This is a genomic window from Spirosoma flavum, from assembly GCF_042686045.1.
Lineage (GTDB): Bacteria > Bacteroidota > Bacteroidia > Cytophagales > Spirosomataceae > Spirosoma > Spirosoma flavum.
The window spans coordinates 118,027-137,744 of sequence record NZ_JBHUOM010000048.1; the positions used below are offsets into that span (position 1 = coordinate 118,027).

Sequence of the window (19,718 nt, forward strand, 5' to 3'; positions counted from 1 at the left end):
CATAACACGGTTGTTAAGTATTCTTGGAGTTTAACCAGACTACTTTCTGCTCTGGTGTATGTTCCTGACCAAGAATATCTCTATATAACTCGGGTCTTCTTGCTTTTCGGTAACGGTACCCACCTGCCTGTTGTAATTTATCTGGCGTGCAATTAGCCACTACCATATCATCCCCCAGCACTCGGCACTCGGCAATAACATCGCCAAATGGATCAATAATCATCGAACAGCCATTTTTCAATTGATCATCGTCCATACCAATAGGATTAGAAAAAACGACATATATTCCATTGTCATAGGCACGAGCGGGTAACCATTTCATTAACCAGGCGCGACCTTTCATACCGTCGAATTCTAACCGTAGTGAAGTAGGATCATTCTCGCGGTTATGCCACAGACTCGGATCAGCGAAACCGGCTCCAGGACGGGTGGAAGGGGTCAACATAGTTACATGAGGCATGAATATGATATCTGCACCTAACAAAGCCGTTGCCCGTACATTTTCAACAACGTTGTTATCGTAACAAATTAAGATACCACATTTCCAACCATACAAATCGAATACCACATACTCATTTCCGGGTAATAAATTGGGATTAATAAAGGGATGGAGCTTGCGGTATTTGGCTACTAAGCCATTTTTGTCTACGCACACATAGGCTTTAAAAAGCTGGTTCTGATCGTCTTTCTCAAATAAGCCAGCTAGTATGACAATATCGTTTGCGTGAGCAATTTGTGTGAGTGCCTGAATACTAGGCCCCTCAGGGATATGCTCAGCCAAGGCTAGCATCTGCTCTTTAGATAGATGGCGGGCAAACGTGTAACCAGTAATCGAGCATTCATGAAAGGCAATTACCTGAGCGCCCTGTTGAGCAGCTTTTGTGGCGAGACTATCAATAACGTGAAGATTGTAGTTCTTGTCACCACTGGCGTTTTCGAATTGTGCGGTTGCAATCTTAAGGTTTTGCATAGCTCAAAAGAAGGTGACTTTCAAAGGTAGGAGAAAATACGCCAAGTGATAGATTTGATTATTTTTAACCGCTAAGAGACGTTCTTGAATCCTAATTTCTAAAATAACGCTAGAAATTTTTGTTATCTTTCATATAGTCAAAAAACGCCGAACACATGATTGGCCCGGCGTTTCCGCACTCTTTTCTTAACTTAAACGCTGTGTAAGCGTCAGTCTAATGACGAAAGGACAAGGTCTGACGTTGCACGATGGCTGCCATTTTGGTACGAATGGCGGAATAAGTACGTAAACGGCTCGTATGGGAACGATAAGACATATGTAGCCTTACCGTTCCCATACGAGCTTTACAGAAAGGTTTTAAACGTGACCAACAAGGATTGAACAATTTCCTTAGTTTTGTTGTACGCATCAATGATTTCACTAGAAGCTATACCGCTCTGTTAATCACAGGCAGGGAAAATGAATTCGTTTTTGCTTTAAAACATACACGCTACATGAACACAAAATCAGCACTAAATCCATATCCCTGGCGTCAGTTTTATCCAAAACAGGTGCCGAACGAAATAAATCCTGATGCCTATTCATCGCTGGCCGCTTTGATGGAAGACGGCTTCCGGCGGTTTACTAACCGGCCAGCTTATGCCTGCATGGGTAAACAGATTACATTCGGTGAGTTGGATACTTTATCAGCACAGTTTGCTTCATTTTTGCAGAACGATTTGAAGCTCCAAAAAGGGGATCGTATTGCTATTCAGATGCCCAACTCGCTGCAATATCCAGTGGCTATGTTTGGTGCTCTAAGGGCGGGCTTGGCGGTGGTTAATACAAACCCGCTGTATACACCCCGCGAAATGCAACATCAGTTTAAGGACTCCGGGGCAAAAGCCATTGTGATCCTGAGCAACTTTGCCAGCCATTTAGAAAAAATCCTGGACCGTACTGATATTAAGCATGTCATTATCACTCAACTAGGCGATCTATTGGGCTTTCCAAAAAAGCAACTCGTCAACGCTGTTGTTAAGTATGTAAAAAAGCTGGTTCCTGCTTATCATCTACCCGATGCCATTTCTTTCAGCGATGCGCTGAACCGGGGAAGCAGCCAGCCGTTCAAATCAGTGTCTATTAAGAATACTGACTTGGCGTTTATTCAGTATACGGGTGGCACAACGGGCGTTTCGAAAGGTGCGATGTTGACACATCGAAATATTATATCAAATGTTGAGTGTCAGGATTTCTGGATGAAACCGGGGGGCGTGCCTGATGGAGAAGGTATTATTGTTGCGGCTTTACCGCTTTACCATGTTTACGCCCTAACGACAAACGCCCTGGCTGCCTTAAAAAGCGGAGCCATGAACTTGCTGATTACGAATCCACGCGACATGAATGCATTTATTGACGACTTGAAAAAGTACAAAATCACGGCTTTTACAGGAGTCAATACCTTATATAATGGGCTGCTTAACAACGCTCGAATTGGCGAAGTAGATTTTAGCCATTTGAAAGTTACCTCGGCGGGTGGTATGGCCCTGCAAACGACCGTGGCTGAACGCTGGACCAAACTCACCGGGAATACTCCCTGCGAAGGTTACGGTCTAACAGAAACATCACCAGTGCTTTGTTCTAACCCCATCGACGGCACTGTGCGCGTTGGTACGATTGGGGTTCCCTGGCCTAGTACCGATATGAAAATCATTCGCGAAGATGGTACTGATGCTCCCATTGGCGAAGCTGGTGAAATTGTAGCACGTGGTCCGCAGGTATTTAGTGGGTACTACAAACGACCCGAAGAAACCGCGATGTCCATGATGGGCGATTGGTTTAAAACTGGCGACATTGGCGTGATGAATGAAGACGGTTTTTTCAAAATTGTCGACCGCAAAAAAGACATGATTCTAGTGTCAGGGTTCAACGTCTACCCTAATGAGATTGAGGACGTTGTATCTCAGTGCCCTGGTGTGCTCGAAGTAGCCTGCATTGGCATTCCTGATGAGAAATCGACGGAAGTAGTCAAGATTTTCGTCGTCAAAAAAGATCCGAACCTTACAGCTGAAACTATCAAGGCATTCTGTCGGGAAAACCTGACTCCCTATAAGATACCTCGCGTTATTGAATTCCGCAATGAATTGCCGAAATCTAATGTTGGCAAAATTCTTCGCAAACCTTTGCGGGATGAAGAGTTGGAAAAGCTGAAGAAGTAAACTTATTTTTTTAATAAGAAAGGCGTTTCACCATGTGGTGAAACGCCTTTCTTATTAGTTGATCAGGCAATTTTAAAACTACTATGCAACAGCCAACGAGTTGATTGTCAGTAGTTCTTGCTGAAATCCCTGCACCTGCTTAATAAACAGACTTGCCTTCCGACGTGACACGTCTATTCGGTCGCCATTCACGAGACTTACACTCATTTGTTGCCGGTCAGGATGAATACCCTCCAAATACAATAGGTTAATGATATTTTTTTTATGCGGACGAACAAACACTTTGGGGGACAGCCGACTCTCCATTTTCTTTAATGTTAGTGACACGATAAGCTGGCTGCCATCGGCGAAATGAAACAGAGTGTAATTTCCTTCGCCCTCTAACCGCACAATACGGTGCATTGGCATTTTTTTTCTATACCCCCAAAACGGAAGCGTTAGATCAGACATAGAAAACTGATCCGCAAGTTGTTCAACATTTACTCTGGACAGAGGACGCGTAACAAGAGGTAATTTCATACTATTGACTTATTTAGAGGTGTGAATAAATGGAACATGAAGGGGATGGTCTACAACAAACCCAATCATCAGGCACCATAATAGCAAGTTTACAAAAAATTCAGTATCAAGCAATTAGATACTATTTGAAAAATGACCCGGCAACTGAAAAATACCTAGATCCGGGTAGGGAATAGTTTACTACTGGCCTATTTTCAACAGCTAATCATGCAGGCATAATACAAGTCGCGAACTTATTAAACGTCTTTCTCCTTGATAGCTAAAGACAATTTTTTTACAAATCAGCATGGCAACCCTGCTTGATTTGGTCGGTAATACCCCATTGGTTGAGTTAAACCGACTAAATCCAAATCCAAATGTTAAATTATACGGCAAACTTGAAGGCAATAACCCTGGTGGCAGTGTAAAAGACCGAGCTGCTGTAAGTATGATTCAGGGTGCCTTATCTCGAGGTGAACTCAAACCGGGCATGACCCTCATTGAAGCAACAAGCGGTAACACGGGAATTGCTCTGGCCATGATTGCTCGGCTCTATGACATTGCTATTGAGTTGGTTATGCCCGAAAACTCAACCCGCGAACGTGTTCTGACAATGGAAGCTTTCGGTGCCAAAGTCATTCTGACTGAAACCATAGAAAATGCCCGCGACTACGCCGATGCGCAGGTGCAAAAGGGTGGCTATTTGGTGCTCAACCAATTCACCAATCCGGATAATTATCTAGCCCATTATCGAACTACCGGACCTGAAATCTGGCACGATACAGCAGGCCAGATTACGCACTTTGTCTCCTCAATGGGCACAACGGGCACTATCATGGGTACATCGCGCTATTTGAAAGAACAGAATTCAGATGTGCAGATTGTGGGTTGTCAGCCTACAGATGGTTCGTCTATTCCAGGTATTCGAAAGTGGCCAGTAGCATACTTACCCAAAATCTTCGAACCTCAGCGGGTAGATCGTATCATGGAAGTTTCGTCCGACGAAGCCACCATCATGACCCGAAAACTGGCGAATGTTGAGGGAGTTTTTGCCGGTATGAGCAGTGGTGGAACCGTTCATGCGGCCATCCAGTTGGCGCAGGAGCTTGACTCGGGGGTCATTGTCTGCATTATCTGCGACCGGGGCGACCGCTATCTATCATCAGACTTGTTTGGCTAAACGGAGTACTGGCTGTCTTAGCCAGCGGGTATCAGAAAGATAGCGTAGTGCCTACCGAGACGGTCCGTACTACGCTATCTTTGCATTTATGTACAAGCATTTTATTCTGCCAATACTGTTCCGCTTCGATGCCGAAACAATTCACCATACCGTTACCCGACTTTTACAACTGGCCCTGGCAATCCCTGGGGTTTCCGCTATCTGCCGGAAGCTATATGTTGTAGAGGATAAACGGTTGGCTCGCACTGTATTTGGGTTGACATTCCCGAATCCGATAGGTATAGCGGCTGGGTTCGATAAGAACGCCGAATTGGTTAGTGAACTAAGCGACTTAGGATTCGGATTCGTTGAGATTGGTACGGTGACCCCCCGCCCTCAGCCGGGTAATTTGCGCCCGCGCTTGTTCCGCCTGAAAGCCGACAGTGGCTTACTTAATCGCATGGGCTTCAACAATAGAGGTGTTGGTCCAGCGGCTGAACGCCTTCGTCAGTTTGCCAAAAACCGGGGCGGGCGCAACGTCATTGTTGGTGGAAATATTGGCAAAAATAAAGACACACCCAATGAAAATGCGCTGGATGACTATCTACTAAGTTTTCGAGAGTTATTCGAGGCAGTCGATTATTTCGTCGTCAATGTTAGTTCACCAAACACACCCGGATTGCGTGATCTACAGGAACGCGAGCCACTTACAAGGCTCCTGACCGCTTTGCAACAGGAAAATCGCCAAAAGTCAGCACCTAAACCTATTCTTCTAAAAATTGCCCCCGATCTGACCAATGGGCAGTTAGATGATATTATTACCATTATATCCGAAACGGGCATTGCCGGTATTATTGCAACTAACACAACAATTAGCCGTGATGGACTGGCAACCAATCCGACCGTCGTTGACCAGATGGGCGCTGGTGGCGTTAGTGGTCTTCCTCTGCGCAACCGGGCAACGGAAGTGATTCGGTATTTGCATCAGCAATCGGGTGGAGCGTTCCCGATTATTGGTGTTGGCGGCATTGCCTCAGCGCAGGACGCGCAAGAAAAGCTTGGTGCCGGAGCCAGCTTAGTGCAGATTTATACCAGTTTTATCTACGAAGGACCAGGTCTAGCCAAACGAATTAATCAGGCTTTATTGAAGGCAATGTAGAGACGTAAAATCCCTATTCGTCATATAGGTAAATTCCCATCAGTAGACATCTGGATAAAGAGTCTACACCGCAATTATCCGGCTGGTAAAATTTTGCCTCTCTACACCCCTTGTTATCGCGGTTTCTCGTTAAAAAGTGGGAAATTTACCAGTAGCTACCGTTCTAACCCGTCGCATGGCACAACCAACCACATCACCCCGTCAAAATACAATCCGACGACCTGCTGACCGTAGTGAACCTCGTCCACGAATAAACAGAGATGGAAACGCATCGTCTGGTCGCTCCAAATCCCCTTCATTCAACTGGGGAGCCGCGCTAGACCGTTGGTTTACCGATCAACGATCCACCTTAACGCTGGGTGTATTATTGATGGGATTGGCCATAGGCTTAATGGTAGCCTTTATATCATACCTTATGAATGGCTCAGCCGATCAAAGTGTAGTGGGAGCAGCTTTTTCTGAACCATTAGTCGAAGCCGGAGCCGAAACGCGCAACTGGGTTGGTCTGGTTGGGGCTTATGTGGCTCAGGTTTTCGTTTTTCGCTGGTTTGGTGTGGGTGCATTGGCTCTACCCATCATTGTGTTTTTGTCAGGTTATAAACTAACGTTTGGAAGTGAGTTGCTACCGTTAAGCCGCGCAACGACGGCGTTACTATTTGCGGCAGTCTGGTGCAGTCTTATGTTGGGTTATATTGTACTCGTTACAAACTCGGCTGAAACTGCCAGCGTCTGGTGCGGAGGCATTGGTTACGAAATCAACTCGGCTTTATACAGTCTGTTTGGTTGGGGAAATCTGGCCTTTATTGCCTTTTTACTCTTCTTCTTTGTTGTTTATTTCTTCGATGTTCGGAATATAACAATGCCGAACTTTGCCCGTCCTGCTGATCCAACCAGAGAAAAACGTCGATCAACTGATCCACTACAGACCTATGCCGAAAGCGAATTTGAGCCAGAGCCAGAGGAGGAGGAGTTAGAGCCCGTAGATTCTTCAGAAACAGAACCATCACCTGCGCAGCCGGTCAATACGTTTGTAACGAAAGCGACTACCATTGAGCCGGAAGTGGCCTTGCCCGAAGTTATTGCTCAAACGACAGGCGTTACGCTCACGATTAAAAACCGTGAGTCCGTAACGGATAACTTATCTGGCACTGAAGAGCTTAGTGCAACACCCGCGCCTACATTTGAGCCAGACCCACTTGACGAAGATGATTTAGTTGCGGCTCATGGGTTGTATGACCCAACCCTTGACCTGCCACAGTATCAATATCCAATCCCTGATCTACTAACCGATTACCCGAATAGCCGCAAAGCTCAGGTTTCGGACGATGAGTTAACGCTTAACAAAGAGAAAATCGAAACGACACTGCGCAACTTCGGCATCGAAATAGATTCCATTCAGGCATCCATCGGTCCCACCGTCACGCTTTACGAAATCATACCCGCGAAAGGAGTTAGGATTTCCAAGATCAAAAGCCTGGAAGACGATATTGCGCTGAGCTTGTCGGCTCTTGGTATTCGAATTATCGCCCCTATGCCCGGTATGGGTACTATCGGAATTGAGGTGCCCAACAAAAACCGCGAAATGGTTTCGATGCGTTCGGTTATTACGAGCGACGTTTTCAACAACAATAAGTTCGATCTGCCTATCGTACTAGGGAAAACCATCTCGAACGAAATTTACGTGGCCGATTTATCCAAGATGCCCCATTTACTTATGGCCGGGGCAACGGGGCAGGGTAAGTCTGTTGGCCTGAACGTATTGCTGACGTCGCTTATTTACAAAAAGCACCCTTCGCAACTTAAACTTGTCTTAGTCGATCCAAAAAAGGTAGAACTAACCTTATTCAACAAATTAGAGCGGCATTTTCTAGCCAAATTACCCGACGCCGAAGAGCCTATTATTACGGATACGAAGAAGGTGGTCAATACACTTAATTCGCTGTGTATCGAGATGGATAACCGCTATAACCTGCTCAAAGATGCTGGTTGTCGGAACCTGAAAGAATACAACGCGAAGTTTGTGAAACGACGGCTCAACCCCGAAAAAGGCCATCGTTTCCTACCGTATATCGTCTTAATTATTGACGAGTTGGCCGACCTGATGATGACTGCCGGTAAGGAAGTAGAGCAACCAATTGCCCGCATGGCCCAGCTGGCACGCGCCATTGGTATTCACTTGGTTGTAGCCACACAACGACCTTCCGTAAATGTTATTACAGGCTTAATTAAGGCCAACTTTCCAGCGCGACTCTCGTTTAAAGTTACCTCTAAAATTGACTCACGGACAATTTTAGATGCGGGTGGTGCCGAGCAATTGGTCGGCATGGGTGATATGCTGCTTTCGTCTAACTCCGACATTATCCGCTTACAATGCCCGTTTGTTGATACCAACGAAATTGAAGATATCTGCGAGTTTGTGGGCAATCAGCGCGGCTACGACGATGCCTATCTTCTACCCGAATTTGTAGGTGACGATGGTGGTCAGGGCGACGAAAAGGATGTGGATATGGCCAATCGTGACCCGATGTTCGACGAAGCAGCCCGACTTATCGTTATTCATCAGCAGGGAAGTACGTCATTGATTCAGCGCAAACTCAAACTTGGCTATAACCGCGCCGGGCGATTAGTTGACCAGTTGGAGGCTGCCCGAATTGTCGGTTCTTTTGAGGGAAGCAAAGCCCGGGATGTACTTGTGCAGGACTTGCAATCATTAGAAGAAATATTGAAGCGTTTAAAAGGAGAGTAATTAACGTGGAGTAGGCAGGCTAGTGAAGCCAATTGTCTATTATTAAACTTTTCCCCTTACTTTCCCGTCTAAGAACAATATACAGGCTTATTATACACACGAGTCTGGCAACCTGTATTGACGAGTAATACTAATAAAATGAAGAAAATAATTTGGATGATAATTTTGGCGTTCGTGATGACGCTACCTGCTTTTGCTCAGAAAGATAAACGAGCGCAGGCTATTCTGGATGCGATGAGTAAACAGTATAAGTCGCTAAAATCATATCAGGCGACCTTCACATTTGCCAGCGCGGGTGCCGATGCAAAGGAATCGTACAAAGGTGATTTGACGGTAAAAAACGAAAAATTCCGCTTGTTGCTGGGTGGACAGGAGGTATTTACGGACGGCAAAACAATGTCAACCTATATCAAAGAATCGAACGAAGTAAACGTGCAGGACTATGACGCCAGTGCAAACGGCGAACTAAATCCAACACAGATTTACACTATTTATAAACGCGGTTTCGACTATCGTTTCCTAAAAGAGCAGAAGCTGGCTGGCCGCACACTTGAAGTAATCGAGTTGACATCCAACCGCTCCAAAAGTGCTATCAAGACAGTGCAAATCTCGGTTGACAAACAAGACAAGTCGATTCGCAACTGGGTACTTCTCAACAAAGACGGAAAGAAAACGTCTTATAACATCACCAAATTTGTACCTAACGTGAATGCCCCAGATTCCTTTTTCGTCTTCGACAAATCGAAATATAAGGGTGTTGAAGTAGTGGATTTGCGGTAGTTTACACGAAGTTAGTTGAGGTAGCGATTTAAAGGACGAGATAGTCAACAGCGAAGGTGAGTTGTATCCAAGTAGTTGAATTTAACCCTTACAATTTTGCAGGCTGTTCCTATCAAAACCACAGTTGTCGGCTCAATGCCATTTCCTGGCTGGCTTGACTTTTCCAGTCAGAACCTTCAGCATTTTGGCCCGGCGGATATCAATGAGATGATTGATGATGCCGTAATAGCGTCTGTTCATGATCAGGTTGCAGCCGGGTTGGACATTATTACCGATGGCGAACAGACCCGTTTCGACTTTAATCTGTCCTTTTACGGCTACATTAACGGTATCCAGAATAGCGAAACCGAGTTACGTAAGTTTGGTCCGCCTGCGCATGACCAGCGGGGTAAACACAACATTATTGAGCAACTAACAGCTCCGAAAGGTTTAGGCGTTGTTGCCGAGTACCTACGTTTAAAACGGCTTGCACCAGCGGGACAAGGCTTGAAGGTCTCTATTCCTGGCCCTTATACCCTTAGTGGACGTTTGTTGCCAGGCAGTTTATACAAGGACCGCTGGGAGGTAACAGAGGCATTATTACCCCTGGTTAATAAAGAAATTGCTGATTTAGTTGCCCTCGGCGTACCGGAAATCTGCGTGGATGAACCGTCGATGTCGTGTTATGCTTACCGTGAAGATACAAAACGCTTCGTCGATATCTTCAACCGGACAGTTGCGCCGGGTGTGGGGAAAACCAGGCTTTCCATGCATCTCTGTTTCGGGAATTATAAGGGCCGGTCGGTAGGCAAAAAGACCATCGCACCAATGCTCCCAGATTTTTTGGATATGACGGTCGATGAACTTCATTCCGAAATGACCATTCTGAATTTTGCTGAAGTACATCTTCTTGAACGGTTTGCTGAGAAATTCGATGTGGCCGTAGGTGTGATTGACGTGAAAAGTTATTACATCGAAACGCCTGAAGATGTAGCTGAGCGTATTCGTAAATGCCTCCCCTACGTCCCCGCCGAGAAGTTAGCCGTTGCACCCGACTGTGGATTAAGCCAAACGGCACGCTGGGCCGCCAAACAAAAGTTGGCCAACATGGTAACTGGAGCTAAAATCGTTAGAGGAGAGTTATGATTTTTCTCCTTCCTTTTGCGTCGGAATGACAAAAAATAATCATAATTGTGCCCTTAGTTCATCGGTGATTTGACAGCGCTCACTAGATAATTTACCGATGTTCTCGGCAAGAAGCATCCGCGTTTTGGCATTATCGAAATGCTCACCGAAGGATGCCCGAAGTTCTTTGCGTTTAATAGCTTCCAGAAAACGCCGGACATCGTCAGGTGTTTCGAGCAGAAGGGGAGGAACTTCAGTTGGCTGGTCAGCATCGTCTTTGGCAACCATCGTAAAATACGACGTATTCGTATGCTTTACGGTCCCCGACTTCACATTCTCGGCGATAACTTTAATGCCGACCACCAGCGATGTTCTGCCAACATAATTGACCGACGCCATCAGCGAAACAAGCTCACCCACATCTACCGGTTGCCGAAAATTAACCCCATCCACCGATACGGTTACGCAATATTGACCCGCATGTTTGGCTGAACATGCATAGGCTACTTTATCCATCAACGATAATAATATGCCCCCGTGTACACGACCACCAAAGTTGGCGTATGACGGAATCATTAATTCCGTAAGAGTGGTACGCGAGTGACTAACAGGCTTTGGTGTCATGTGAATTGCACCGGCAACCCGGCAGAATTTATAAGATTAAACTAGTCACTTCAGAAATCTCAGCAACTATCTGGTGATGCAATAAGGTATAAAAACAAAGAAGCCAACCTTGTGTAGGGTTGGCTTCTTTGAAAAATCAAGAAAATCATTTAAATCCGATAAATTTTACCGGGTTGCCGGTGTAATTTACCCAGCTTATACAGCAAAACTTTCTCCGCAGCCGCAAGTGCGCGTTGCATTGGGATTCTTAAACTGAAAGCCTTTGCCGTTCAAACCGTCTGAAAAATCAAGCTCAGTACCAGCAAGATAAAGTAAACTTTTGCGGTCTACTAAAATCTTAATTCCTTTATCTTCAACAAGATGGTCGTTCGGTTGCTGCGTCGCATCAAATTGAAGATCGTACATCAATCCCGAACATCCGCCACCTTCTACAGCGACGCGAATGGCCGTATTTTCAGTAAGACCGTCTTTCTGACGGAGTTCAACAATCTTGTTCTTTGCGATTTCTGAAACAGTAACCATAGTTGTAATCGAGTCGAAATTGACGCATATCAATGCTATTCTCTATAACTTTCGGCCAAACGGAAAAGTTCTTTAGTTACCCATGCTTACCAACGTCGAACACATCGGGATTGCGGTCCGCGACATAGCCGCATCGAATGAAATATTTGCCAAACTGCTGAATGTTCAGCCATACAAAGCCGAAACAGTCGCATCAGAAGGGGTAAATACCTCGTTTTTTACCGTAAATCAGACCAAAATCGAACTGCTCGAAGCGACTAACCCCGATAGCCCAATTGCAAAATTTCTGGAGAAAAAAGGGGAGGGAATTCACCACATTGCCTTTGAAGTTGAGGATATTCTGGCTGAAATGGACCGGTTGAGAACCGAGGGATTTACAGTATTGAATGAAGTCCCCAAACATGGAGCTGATAATAAATTAGTCTGTTTCCTGCATCCGAAAGGCACAAATGGGGTGTTAATTGAATTGTGTCAGGAAATAAAGGAATAACGAAGAATGAAAAAACAGAGGAAAGAATTTTTAGCTGGGCTACTGGCATTGTTGACCATTACCACTGCTCAAGCCCAGTTACCAAGCAATGCTACCCGGTACACCCAGCCCGGTGTCGATGTGCAGAATTACGCGTTTTCGCTCACGCTGAGTGACTCAACTAACCAGATTCAGGGCGAAACGACAATCCGTTTCACGCGTGCTGATGACCGTCAGACAGTTTGGTTTGACTTGATTAGCTCACGAGATTCGGCTCAGACGGGTATGCGGGTGCGTTCGGTAAGCTTGCCCGATGGTAAGACTGCTCCATTTAGCCAGCGTAATGACCGGGTATTTATCAATCTGCCAGCGGCTCCCAATCAGCCCACCGAGGTAGTTATCCGGTATGATGGCACACCGTCTAAAGGATTGATTATCAGCCGAAACAAGTTTGGTGATCGGACATTTTTTGGCGACAATTGGCCCAACAACGCCCGTAATTACCTACCCGTGGTAGACCACCCATCCGACAAAGCAACCTGTTCATTTACGGTTAATGCCCCGGCCACATACCGCATCATTGCCAACGGGAAGTTTCTGGGAGAGACCAATTTGCCAAACGGTAAGAAGCTGACGCGCTGGCAGGAAAATACGCCTATTCCAACAAAGGTGATGGTCATTGGGGCGGCCAAGTTCGCTGTTGAAGAGGTTGGCGAGGTTAGTGGCGTGCCTGTGCAAAGCTGGCTTTACCCCAACGATAGTCAGAAGGGGTTTGTTGATTACCGTCCGGCCAAAGAAATTTTACAGTACTTCATCGACAAGATCGGGCCGTATTCTTACGAGAAGCTTGCTAACGTTGAGTCCACCACAATTTTTGGTGGGATGGAAAATGCCAGTTGCATTTTCTATAATGAAAAAGTGATCGTCGGGAAGAAAGACTCTGACGTAGAGGCTTTGCTGGCTCATGAAATTGCGCACCAGTGGTTTGGAAACTCCGCTACCGAAGCTGATTGGTCGCAACTGTGGCTGAGTGAAGGTTTTGCCACCTATTTCTCGGCCCTTTACCTCGAACATGCCTATGGTAAAGACACACTCAACACCGTACTAAATCAGAATAAGAATCAGATTTTCCGCTATACATCCCTGAAACCAAAGGGCACCATTGTCGATTCGACCACATCTAATTTGATGGATTTGCTTAATCCAAACTCTTATCAGAAAGGCGGTTGGGTACTGCACATGCTGCGGCATGAACTCGGCGACGATATATTCTGGAAAGGCATACGGGCTTACTACGAGAAATTTAGGAATGCCAATGCTCAAACCAGCGACTTACAGGCCGTTATGGAAAACGTTTCGGGCAAGAAATTAGGGCAGTTTTTTCAGCAATGGCTTAATCAACCCGGCTATCCCGACATCGTTTGGGGTTCGCGGTACGATGCCGCAAAGAAGGCATTGGTCATTGATGTTCGGCAGGCGCAGCGCACCGGCGCGTTTTTTGTTGTGCCGCTTACGTTCAGTATTCATGGAAGTAATGGACGCGAACTCTCTCGTACCGCCCGCCTGACCATGACTGAGCAAACACAAACGTTTACCATCCCACTAGCAACAAAACCAGCCTCGGTAATGATTGACCCCGACAACACGGTGTTGATGCGGGCAACACAAATGGGCAAGTAAGCCAATAGCCAACTTAACTAATTACCTTACACACCAATACGCTTACCGCTATTAACCGCTACCGACCATGCTCAAGCGCGTTTCCATCCAGAACTTCAAGAGCCTAAAAGACGTCACGCTCGACCTTCAAAAAGTCAATTTATTAATCGGCCCGAACAACTCAGGCAAGACGAATTTTTTGAAGGCGCTGGAGTATTTAAAGGTAAATTACCGAGCTTTTCCACAAAGACAAGATGTTGCGCTGACGTTTAATCGCATGGGTAACTCTACTCAAATTTTTCTTACTGATGATAATGAAGACCCAGTTCATATAGACGTAACTTATAATTTTTACTCAGAAGAATCGTCCTATAAGGTTTATAACTCTAGAGTAGAATTCTCAGGGAACGGCGTGGTTCCTAATATACAAGGACAGCGAGAGTTGGAACAGTTGTTTTTAGGCGCTCAGATTTATAAACCTGACCCTAATAAGCTCATTCAACCCGGCCCTGTGGGCATCTTAGCTGAAACGGTAAATGTTGATGCCTCGAATCTGATCGGTTTTCTAGATAGAATGCTGGGTAATAAGTATAGAAAAAGTGTTTTTGATCGAATTCAAGCTGATTTGCGTACTTGCGTTCCTGAGTTTGATGAAGTTAGTCTGGATGATGCCTCGCCTACGAAAGAATTAAAAGAATTATTTCCTAGCAATTCCTTCAAGCGGCTTGGTTTAACTAATGGTAATTTAGGAATAACATACTGGGCTGATGAACTCTCAGAAGGCACCCTTTACTTCATCGCTCTGCTTTGTATCGTCAACCAACCCAATCCGCCCAAACTTCTTATATTAGAAGAGCCTGAAAAAGGTATTCACCCGCGCCGAATTCAGGAAATAATGAATTTTATTCGTCGCCTAGTAGCTGAAAAAGACATTCAGGTTATTATGACGACGCACAGCCCAATGTTATTGGACGAATTTGCTGAGTCACCTGAAAGTGTATTTGTTTTTGATAAAGATGATGATGGCGCTACGTTCGTCAAAAACTTACAACAGGATATTATAGAGCCAGCAAATCAAAAAAATGCTGAATTAGGTATACCGCCAGTCCATTACACAGATGCATTGGGTGAATATTGGACAATTGGCTTTTTAGGTGGCGTACCTCATGAAACAGCTTAAATATGGATTTTATGGCGAGGATGACGCGCATAAAATCTTCCTTCATAATTATTTGAATCACTTTTCTGATACGGTGCTTTTCGAACGAGATGAGGCATTTTGTGAAAAGTTTAGAGCTAATAATAAAAAGCAAGTTGATACCAAGTTTGCTATAGTCGCCCGAACTGGTTTTGGGTGGTATGAGCATCAGGTGTTTTTCGTTGTGCGGGATGTCGATAGTATACAGCCGCAGGAATTCGATGAGCGCTATACGCATTTTGCAAAAGAGCAGATCGACAAACTTTTAATTGCGCTTCCGGTGCAGTGCATAGAGCATTGGCTTTGGTATCTAAAGTACAAAAAAGACAATCCTGCGTTAACAAAGAACATCTCGTTGGACTCTCAACCGCGTAAGAAAGTCAAATTTATACTGTATGGTTACGAAGACCCACCCAACGAACTATCAAATCCAGTTGTTGATGAGCTATCCAAAAGCTTCGATATTGATTGGTTGTTACAACGATCTGACAGTTTTAAACACTTCCACAATCAAGTCGTCGCGTTTCTTACTCAATACAACAAAACTCAACAGATATGAATTATTACAATTCAATTATAGATACCATTGGCAATACGCCGTTGGTGAAACTCAACAAAGTCACGAAGGGAATACGGGGCACAATTCTGGCAAAAGTCGAGTATTTTAATCCCGGCAATTCGGTGAAAGACCGCATCGCTGTTCGGATGATCGAGGATGCTGAAGCGCAGGGTTTGCTGAAACCCGGAGGCACTATCATTGAAGGCACCAGCGGCAACACAGGCATGGGGCTGGCACTGGCGGCTATTGGCAAAGGCTACAAATGCATTTTCACGATGGCCGACAAACAGTCGCAGGAGAAGATTGACATTCTGCGGGCGGTGGGTGCGGAGGTCGTTGTTTGCCCCACAAACGTTTCGCCCGATGACCCTCGCTCCTATTATTCGGTCGCCAAAAAACTCAACCGCGACATTCCGAATTCGTTGTATCCCAACCAATATGACAATCCTGCCAACACAGCCGCGCATTACGAAACCACTGGCCCTGAAATCTGGCGCGACACCGACGGCAGAATCACCCACTTCGCGGCAGGCGTTGGCACAGGTGGCACCATTTGCGGTACGTCGAAATTCCTGAAAGAACAGAACCCGAATATTATTTCAGTTGGACTGGATACATATGGTTCCGTATTCAAAAAGTATAAGGAAACGGGTCAGTTTGACGAAGGTGAAATTTATCCGTATCTGACGGAAGGTATCGGCGAAGACATCCTGCCCAAAAACGTGGATTTCAGCCTGATTGATTATTTTGAGAAAGTTACCGATAAAGATGCGGCTATAATGGCCCGCCGGCTATCGCGCGAAGAAGGTCTGTTTGTGGGTTGGTCGTGTGGTACGGCAGTGCATGGCGCACTGGAGTGGGCGAAGGCAAATCTCACCGATGATGACGTTATGGTAATTCTACTGCCTGACCACGGCACCCGTTACCTTGCCAAAATTTACAATGATACATGGATGAAGGACCACGGCTTTTTGGAAGATCGCGCGTTCAAAACCGCCCGCGACATCATTCACCACAAAAACGGTCGGGGTGATCTGTCAAACTCCCAATTGACAACAATTGGTTCAGGTGTTTCAATTAGTCAGGCAATCCACGTCCTGAATCGATACGGCATTTCGCAGATTCCGGTCACAGACGAAACCGGGCATATTGTAGGAAGCCTAACCGACTCAACGATTTTAAACCGGCTCATCGAAGACCCAACGGTGAAAGATTACCCTGTCAATGCTATAATGGATAAGCCGTTCAAGTTTGTGGGTCTGGACAATACCATCGATGCTCTTTCCTCATTGATCGACCGCGACAATAAAGCCCTGCTCGTTCGTGATGAGAAGGATCAGGTACACATTATCACGCAAGCCGATTTGCTGGCCGCCATGACGAATTAATGTATCGTGGTCAGAAGCCCGCGTAGCTAAAGGCTAATAATCACACTGCCTGTGTTTTGCTTTTGGCTATGTGGGCTTCCGCCCACAGTACAGTTACCTCCTGTTGTCTCCGCCTTCAATCATGCTTAAATAGCTCATATAGCGGCTTTCGGCAATTTCGTTTTCGGCTACAGCAAGTTTAATAGCACATCCGGGTTCGTTGAAATGCAGACAGTTATGAAAACGGCACTGATTTAACCGGTCACGCATTTCGGGGAAGTAATGACTAACTTCTTCTTTCGCTGTGTTCATCAGGCCAAGTTCTTTAATGCCTGGCGTGTCAATAATATAGGTTTCAGGCGCTAACTCGAACATTTCGGCGAATGTCGTCGTATGAACGCCTTTATTGGCAAACGTTGACACTTCTTTCGTCCGTAGGTTCAGCGTAGGCTCAATGGCATTGACAAGCGACGATTTGCCCACGCCCGAATGCCCTGCCAGCAAGGTTATTTTATGATCAAGTAATTGCCGGAATGCCTCGACACCTACACCTTCAGTGGCTGAAGTTGATAGACAGTTATAGCCAATGCGCTCATACAAGTCTATAATCTCCTGTTGAAATTCCAGCCCTTCGTCATTCAGAATGTCGGATTTGTTGAAAACAATCGTCGTTGAAATACGAAATGACTCCGCCGAAACTAAGAAGCGGTCGATGAAACCCAATGAAGTACGTGGCATGGCCAGCGTTACCAGCAATACCGCCTGGTCGAGATTAGCCGCCAACATATGCCCGTGTGCCGTTTTGTGGACTGATTGCCGGATGATGTAATTGTCGCGGGGCAGAATGTCGCTGATAATGGCCGTATTTTCGACCTTATCCTCAACCTCAAATAGCACGCGGTCACCCACGGCAATCGGATTCGTGACCTTGAGACCTTTTAATTTGAATTTTCCTTTCAGCCGACCCTGAAAAATATGTCCGTCTGGGTTACGAATTTCGTACCAGGAGCCGGTGGAACGCATGACTAAGCCGTTTTGCAAGTTAGAATGGGTGAATGACCGGGCTGCCATTCGCGTGACTAATCACTACGTTCGCCCAGTCGATAATAAAGTCTGTATAATGTCCATAACCTTTGCTGTTGCGCCAATGTTCCGCTGCACATACTGGCGGCTGATTTGAGCAGCTTTCGCAGAATCTTCGTATTGTTTAGTGAACGCCAATGTCAGTTCGGCTACGTTGCTGATCGGGAAAGCCGCACCTTCGTCAACTAAATCAACGGCCTCCTGAAATTTTTCATAGTTTGGTCCAAAAAACAACGGCATCCCAAAGGTAGCGGCTTCTAAAATATTATGCAGTCCCTGCTTGAACGCTCCACCAATGTAAGCAAACTCACCGTACTGATAAAGCGATGAGAGTAAGCCAACATTATCGACAACAAGGACATTAATCGTAGCAATATCAGCTTCATTTGCCTGCGAAAAACGTACAGATGATTTTATCAGTTGACTTCGCCACCGATCAATTTCGCTATCGTGAATTTCGTGGGGCGCAATGATAACTTTTAAGGGTTTGGTAAAAGCGTTTAGAAAGGGAATCAGGACATTCATATCCTCCTGCCACGCGCTGCCTACAACGAGCAACGGACTGTTATTTTTAAATTTCTCAGCTAGGGGAATGGCATTTTTGGTAGTCATTACTTGCGCCACCCGGTCGAATCGAGTATCGCCCGCGAGCGTTGTATTCTCTATATCAATGCGTTCGAGTAAATCAATCGATTCCTGATTCTGAACCAGAATATGGTCGAAGTTGCTGAGCATACTTCGGTAAAACTGGCCCCAAGGTTTAAAAAAAAGTTGGTTTGGGCGGAAGATGGCCGAGAAAGAAATGATCGGCACACCGGCTGCTTTTAGTTCGCGGAGATAGTTATACCAGAACTCATATTTAATGAAAAGTGCAAGTTGTGGCTTCACTAGCCGAACAAACTGCCGGGCATTAGCGGGTGTATCAGCGGGCAAATAGAGCACATAATCAGCACCCTCATAATTTTTACGCACTTCATAACCCGAAGGCGAAAAAAAAGTCAGCAAAACTTTATAGTCTGGATACTGTGCCCGAAAAGCGTCAATGACGGGTCGGCCCTGTTCAAACTCACCCAGTGAAGCCGCATGGAACCAAGCGATGGGACTTGTATTTTGGGCAACTTTTTGTAATTTGTTGGCCCAGTTACGCCGACCGTCAACCCATTGCCGCGCTTTAGGATTGAAAGGCGCCACTAACCTCAACAACGTTTGGTAAGCAAAAATGCCGGTGTTATAAAATCCTGAAAACAAGCTAAGAAGCGGTTTGTTATAATTGACAAAACTACGAATTCATTAGTAAACCACCTTCCCTATGCATTACTACGATACACTCACTGAAGCCCTTGAGGAATTACGCAAGCAAGGATTTACCCAGGATTATAACCTTAAACACGATGTTCTCCATTGTCAGCCCGATAATATTGAGCTGCGGCCCGCCGACTTTGATATTGTTGATGTGTATCGTTTCGAGGGCATGACTGACCCCGGCGATGAGATGGTTTTATACGCCATAGAAGCCAAAAATGGAAACAAGGGAACCCTAGTTGATGCTTACGGCGCGTACGCAGAAGCGGTCTCGTCGGAGATGGCCGAAAAACTACGCTATACCCCTGAGAACTGACGAAC

The 19,718-nt window shown here is 45.7% G+C and carries 18 protein-coding genes; 12 read left to right on the forward strand and 6 right to left on the reverse strand.

Going from position 1 to position 19,718, the window contains the following annotated elements; all coding sequences use genetic code 11:
• Positions 1 to 13: 13 nt before the first annotated feature.
• Positions 14 to 970, reverse strand: coding sequence for a nitrilase family protein (locus tag ACFS25_RS29460; protein WP_381508449.1), 957 nt, complete (start codon positions 968 to 970; stop codon positions 14 to 16).
• 494 nt (positions 971 to 1,464) lie between these two features.
• Between ACFS25_RS29460 and ACFS25_RS29465 the strand changes: the two genes are divergently transcribed.
• Positions 1,465 to 3,168: an AMP-binding protein gene (locus tag ACFS25_RS29465; protein ID WP_381508451.1), complete on the forward strand. Its 1,704-nt coding sequence runs from the start codon at positions 1,465 to 1,467 to the stop codon at positions 3,166 to 3,168.
• 81 nt (positions 3,169 to 3,249) lie between these two features.
• On the opposite strand, the gene ACFS25_RS29470 is transcribed toward ACFS25_RS29465, so the two are convergent.
• Positions 3,250 to 3,687 carry a LytR/AlgR family response regulator transcription factor gene (locus tag ACFS25_RS29470; protein ID WP_381508453.1) on the reverse strand — a complete coding sequence of 146 codons (438 nt, stop codon included), beginning with the start codon at positions 3,685 to 3,687 and terminating at the stop codon, positions 3,250 to 3,252.
• A gap of 286 nt (positions 3,688 to 3,973) precedes the next feature.
• Between ACFS25_RS29470 and cysM the strand changes: the two genes are divergently transcribed.
• The 5 genes from cysM (at position 3,974) to ACFS25_RS29495 (ending at position 10,635) form a co-directional block, all read left to right on the forward strand.
• A complete protein-coding gene (gene cysM / locus ACFS25_RS29475; protein WP_381508455.1) occupies positions 3,974 to 4,846 on the forward strand; it encodes a cysteine synthase CysM in 873 nt (290 codons plus the stop codon).
• Between the two features lie 88 nt (positions 4,847 to 4,934).
• A complete protein-coding gene (locus ACFS25_RS29480) occupies positions 4,935 to 5,984 on the forward strand; it encodes a quinone-dependent dihydroorotate dehydrogenase (RefSeq protein ID WP_381508457.1) in 1,050 nt (349 codons plus the stop codon).
• Between the two features lie 175 nt (positions 5,985 to 6,159).
• Complete coding sequence (locus tag ACFS25_RS29485) at positions 6,160 to 8,730, forward strand: FtsK/SpoIIIE family DNA translocase (RefSeq protein ID WP_381508458.1); 2,571 nt, start codon at positions 6,160 to 6,162, stop codon at positions 8,728 to 8,730.
• A gap of 138 nt (positions 8,731 to 8,868) precedes the next feature.
• Positions 8,869 to 9,510: a LolA family protein gene (locus ACFS25_RS29490; protein ID WP_381508460.1), complete on the forward strand. Its 642-nt coding sequence runs from the start codon at positions 8,869 to 8,871 to the stop codon at positions 9,508 to 9,510.
• 96 nt (positions 9,511 to 9,606) lie between these two features.
• Positions 9,607 to 10,635: a methionine synthase gene (locus ACFS25_RS29495; RefSeq protein WP_381508462.1), complete on the forward strand. Its 1,029-nt coding sequence runs from the start codon at positions 9,607 to 9,609 to the stop codon at positions 10,633 to 10,635.
• Positions 10,636 to 10,674: 39 nt separating this feature from the next.
• Here ACFS25_RS29495 and ACFS25_RS29500 read toward each other — a convergent pair whose 3' ends face one another.
• Both ACFS25_RS29500 and ACFS25_RS29505 read right to left on the reverse strand, forming a co-directional pair.
• Positions 10,675 to 11,238, reverse strand: a complete 564-nt coding sequence (locus tag ACFS25_RS29500; protein ID WP_381508463.1) for an acyl-CoA thioesterase — start codon at positions 11,236 to 11,238, stop codon at positions 10,675 to 10,677.
• 195 nt (positions 11,239 to 11,433) lie between these two features.
• A complete protein-coding gene (locus tag ACFS25_RS29505; RefSeq protein ID WP_381508465.1) occupies positions 11,434 to 11,760 on the reverse strand; it encodes a HesB/IscA family protein in 327 nt (108 codons plus the stop codon).
• 82 nt (positions 11,761 to 11,842) lie between these two features.
• Here ACFS25_RS29505 and mce point away from each other — a divergent pair, with 82 nt between their 5' ends.
• The 5 genes from mce to ACFS25_RS29530 all read left to right on the forward strand — a co-directional run bounded on the left by mce (position 11,843) and on the right by ACFS25_RS29530 (position 17,033).
• A complete protein-coding gene (mce, locus tag ACFS25_RS29510; RefSeq protein WP_381508466.1) occupies positions 11,843 to 12,250 on the forward strand; it encodes a methylmalonyl-CoA epimerase in 408 nt (135 codons plus the stop codon).
• A gap of 6 nt (positions 12,251 to 12,256) precedes the next feature.
• Positions 12,257 to 13,909 (forward strand): M1 family metallopeptidase, encoded by a 1,653-nt coding sequence (locus ACFS25_RS29515; RefSeq protein WP_381508468.1) that lies wholly within the window; start codon positions 12,257 to 12,259, stop codon positions 13,907 to 13,909.
• A gap of 67 nt (positions 13,910 to 13,976) precedes the next feature.
• A complete protein-coding gene (locus tag ACFS25_RS29520; RefSeq protein WP_381508470.1) occupies positions 13,977 to 15,068 on the forward strand; it encodes an AAA family ATPase in 1,092 nt (363 codons plus the stop codon).
• On the forward strand, positions 15,055 to 15,645 hold the full coding sequence (locus ACFS25_RS29525; RefSeq protein WP_381508472.1) for a hypothetical protein: 591 nt from the start codon (positions 15,055 to 15,057) through the stop codon (positions 15,643 to 15,645). Before ACFS25_RS29520 ends, ACFS25_RS29525 begins: the two co-directional genes overlap by 14 nt.
• Positions 15,642 to 17,033, forward strand: coding sequence for a cystathionine beta-synthase (locus tag ACFS25_RS29530; RefSeq protein ID WP_381508473.1), 1,392 nt, complete (start codon positions 15,642 to 15,644; stop codon positions 17,031 to 17,033). Before ACFS25_RS29525 ends, ACFS25_RS29530 begins: the two co-directional genes overlap by 4 nt.
• Before the next feature lie 93 nt (positions 17,034 to 17,126).
• Here ACFS25_RS29530 and rsgA read toward each other — a convergent pair whose 3' ends face one another.
• Both rsgA and ACFS25_RS29540 read right to left on the reverse strand, forming a co-directional pair.
• A complete protein-coding gene (rsgA, locus tag ACFS25_RS29535; RefSeq protein WP_381508475.1) occupies positions 17,127 to 18,035 on the reverse strand; it encodes a ribosome small subunit-dependent GTPase A in 909 nt (302 codons plus the stop codon).
• Between the two features lie 63 nt (positions 18,036 to 18,098).
• On the reverse strand, positions 18,099 to 19,343 hold the full coding sequence (locus ACFS25_RS29540; protein ID WP_381508476.1) for a 3-deoxy-D-manno-octulosonic acid transferase: 1,245 nt from the start codon (positions 19,341 to 19,343) through the stop codon (positions 18,099 to 18,101).
• Between the two features lie 61 nt (positions 19,344 to 19,404).
• Between ACFS25_RS29540 and ACFS25_RS29545 the strand changes: the two genes are divergently transcribed.
• Entirely contained in the window at positions 19,405 to 19,713 is a 309-nt protein-coding gene (locus ACFS25_RS29545) for a phosphoribosylpyrophosphate synthetase (RefSeq protein ID WP_381508478.1), read from the forward strand.
• Positions 19,714 to 19,718: the final 5 nt, after the last annotated feature.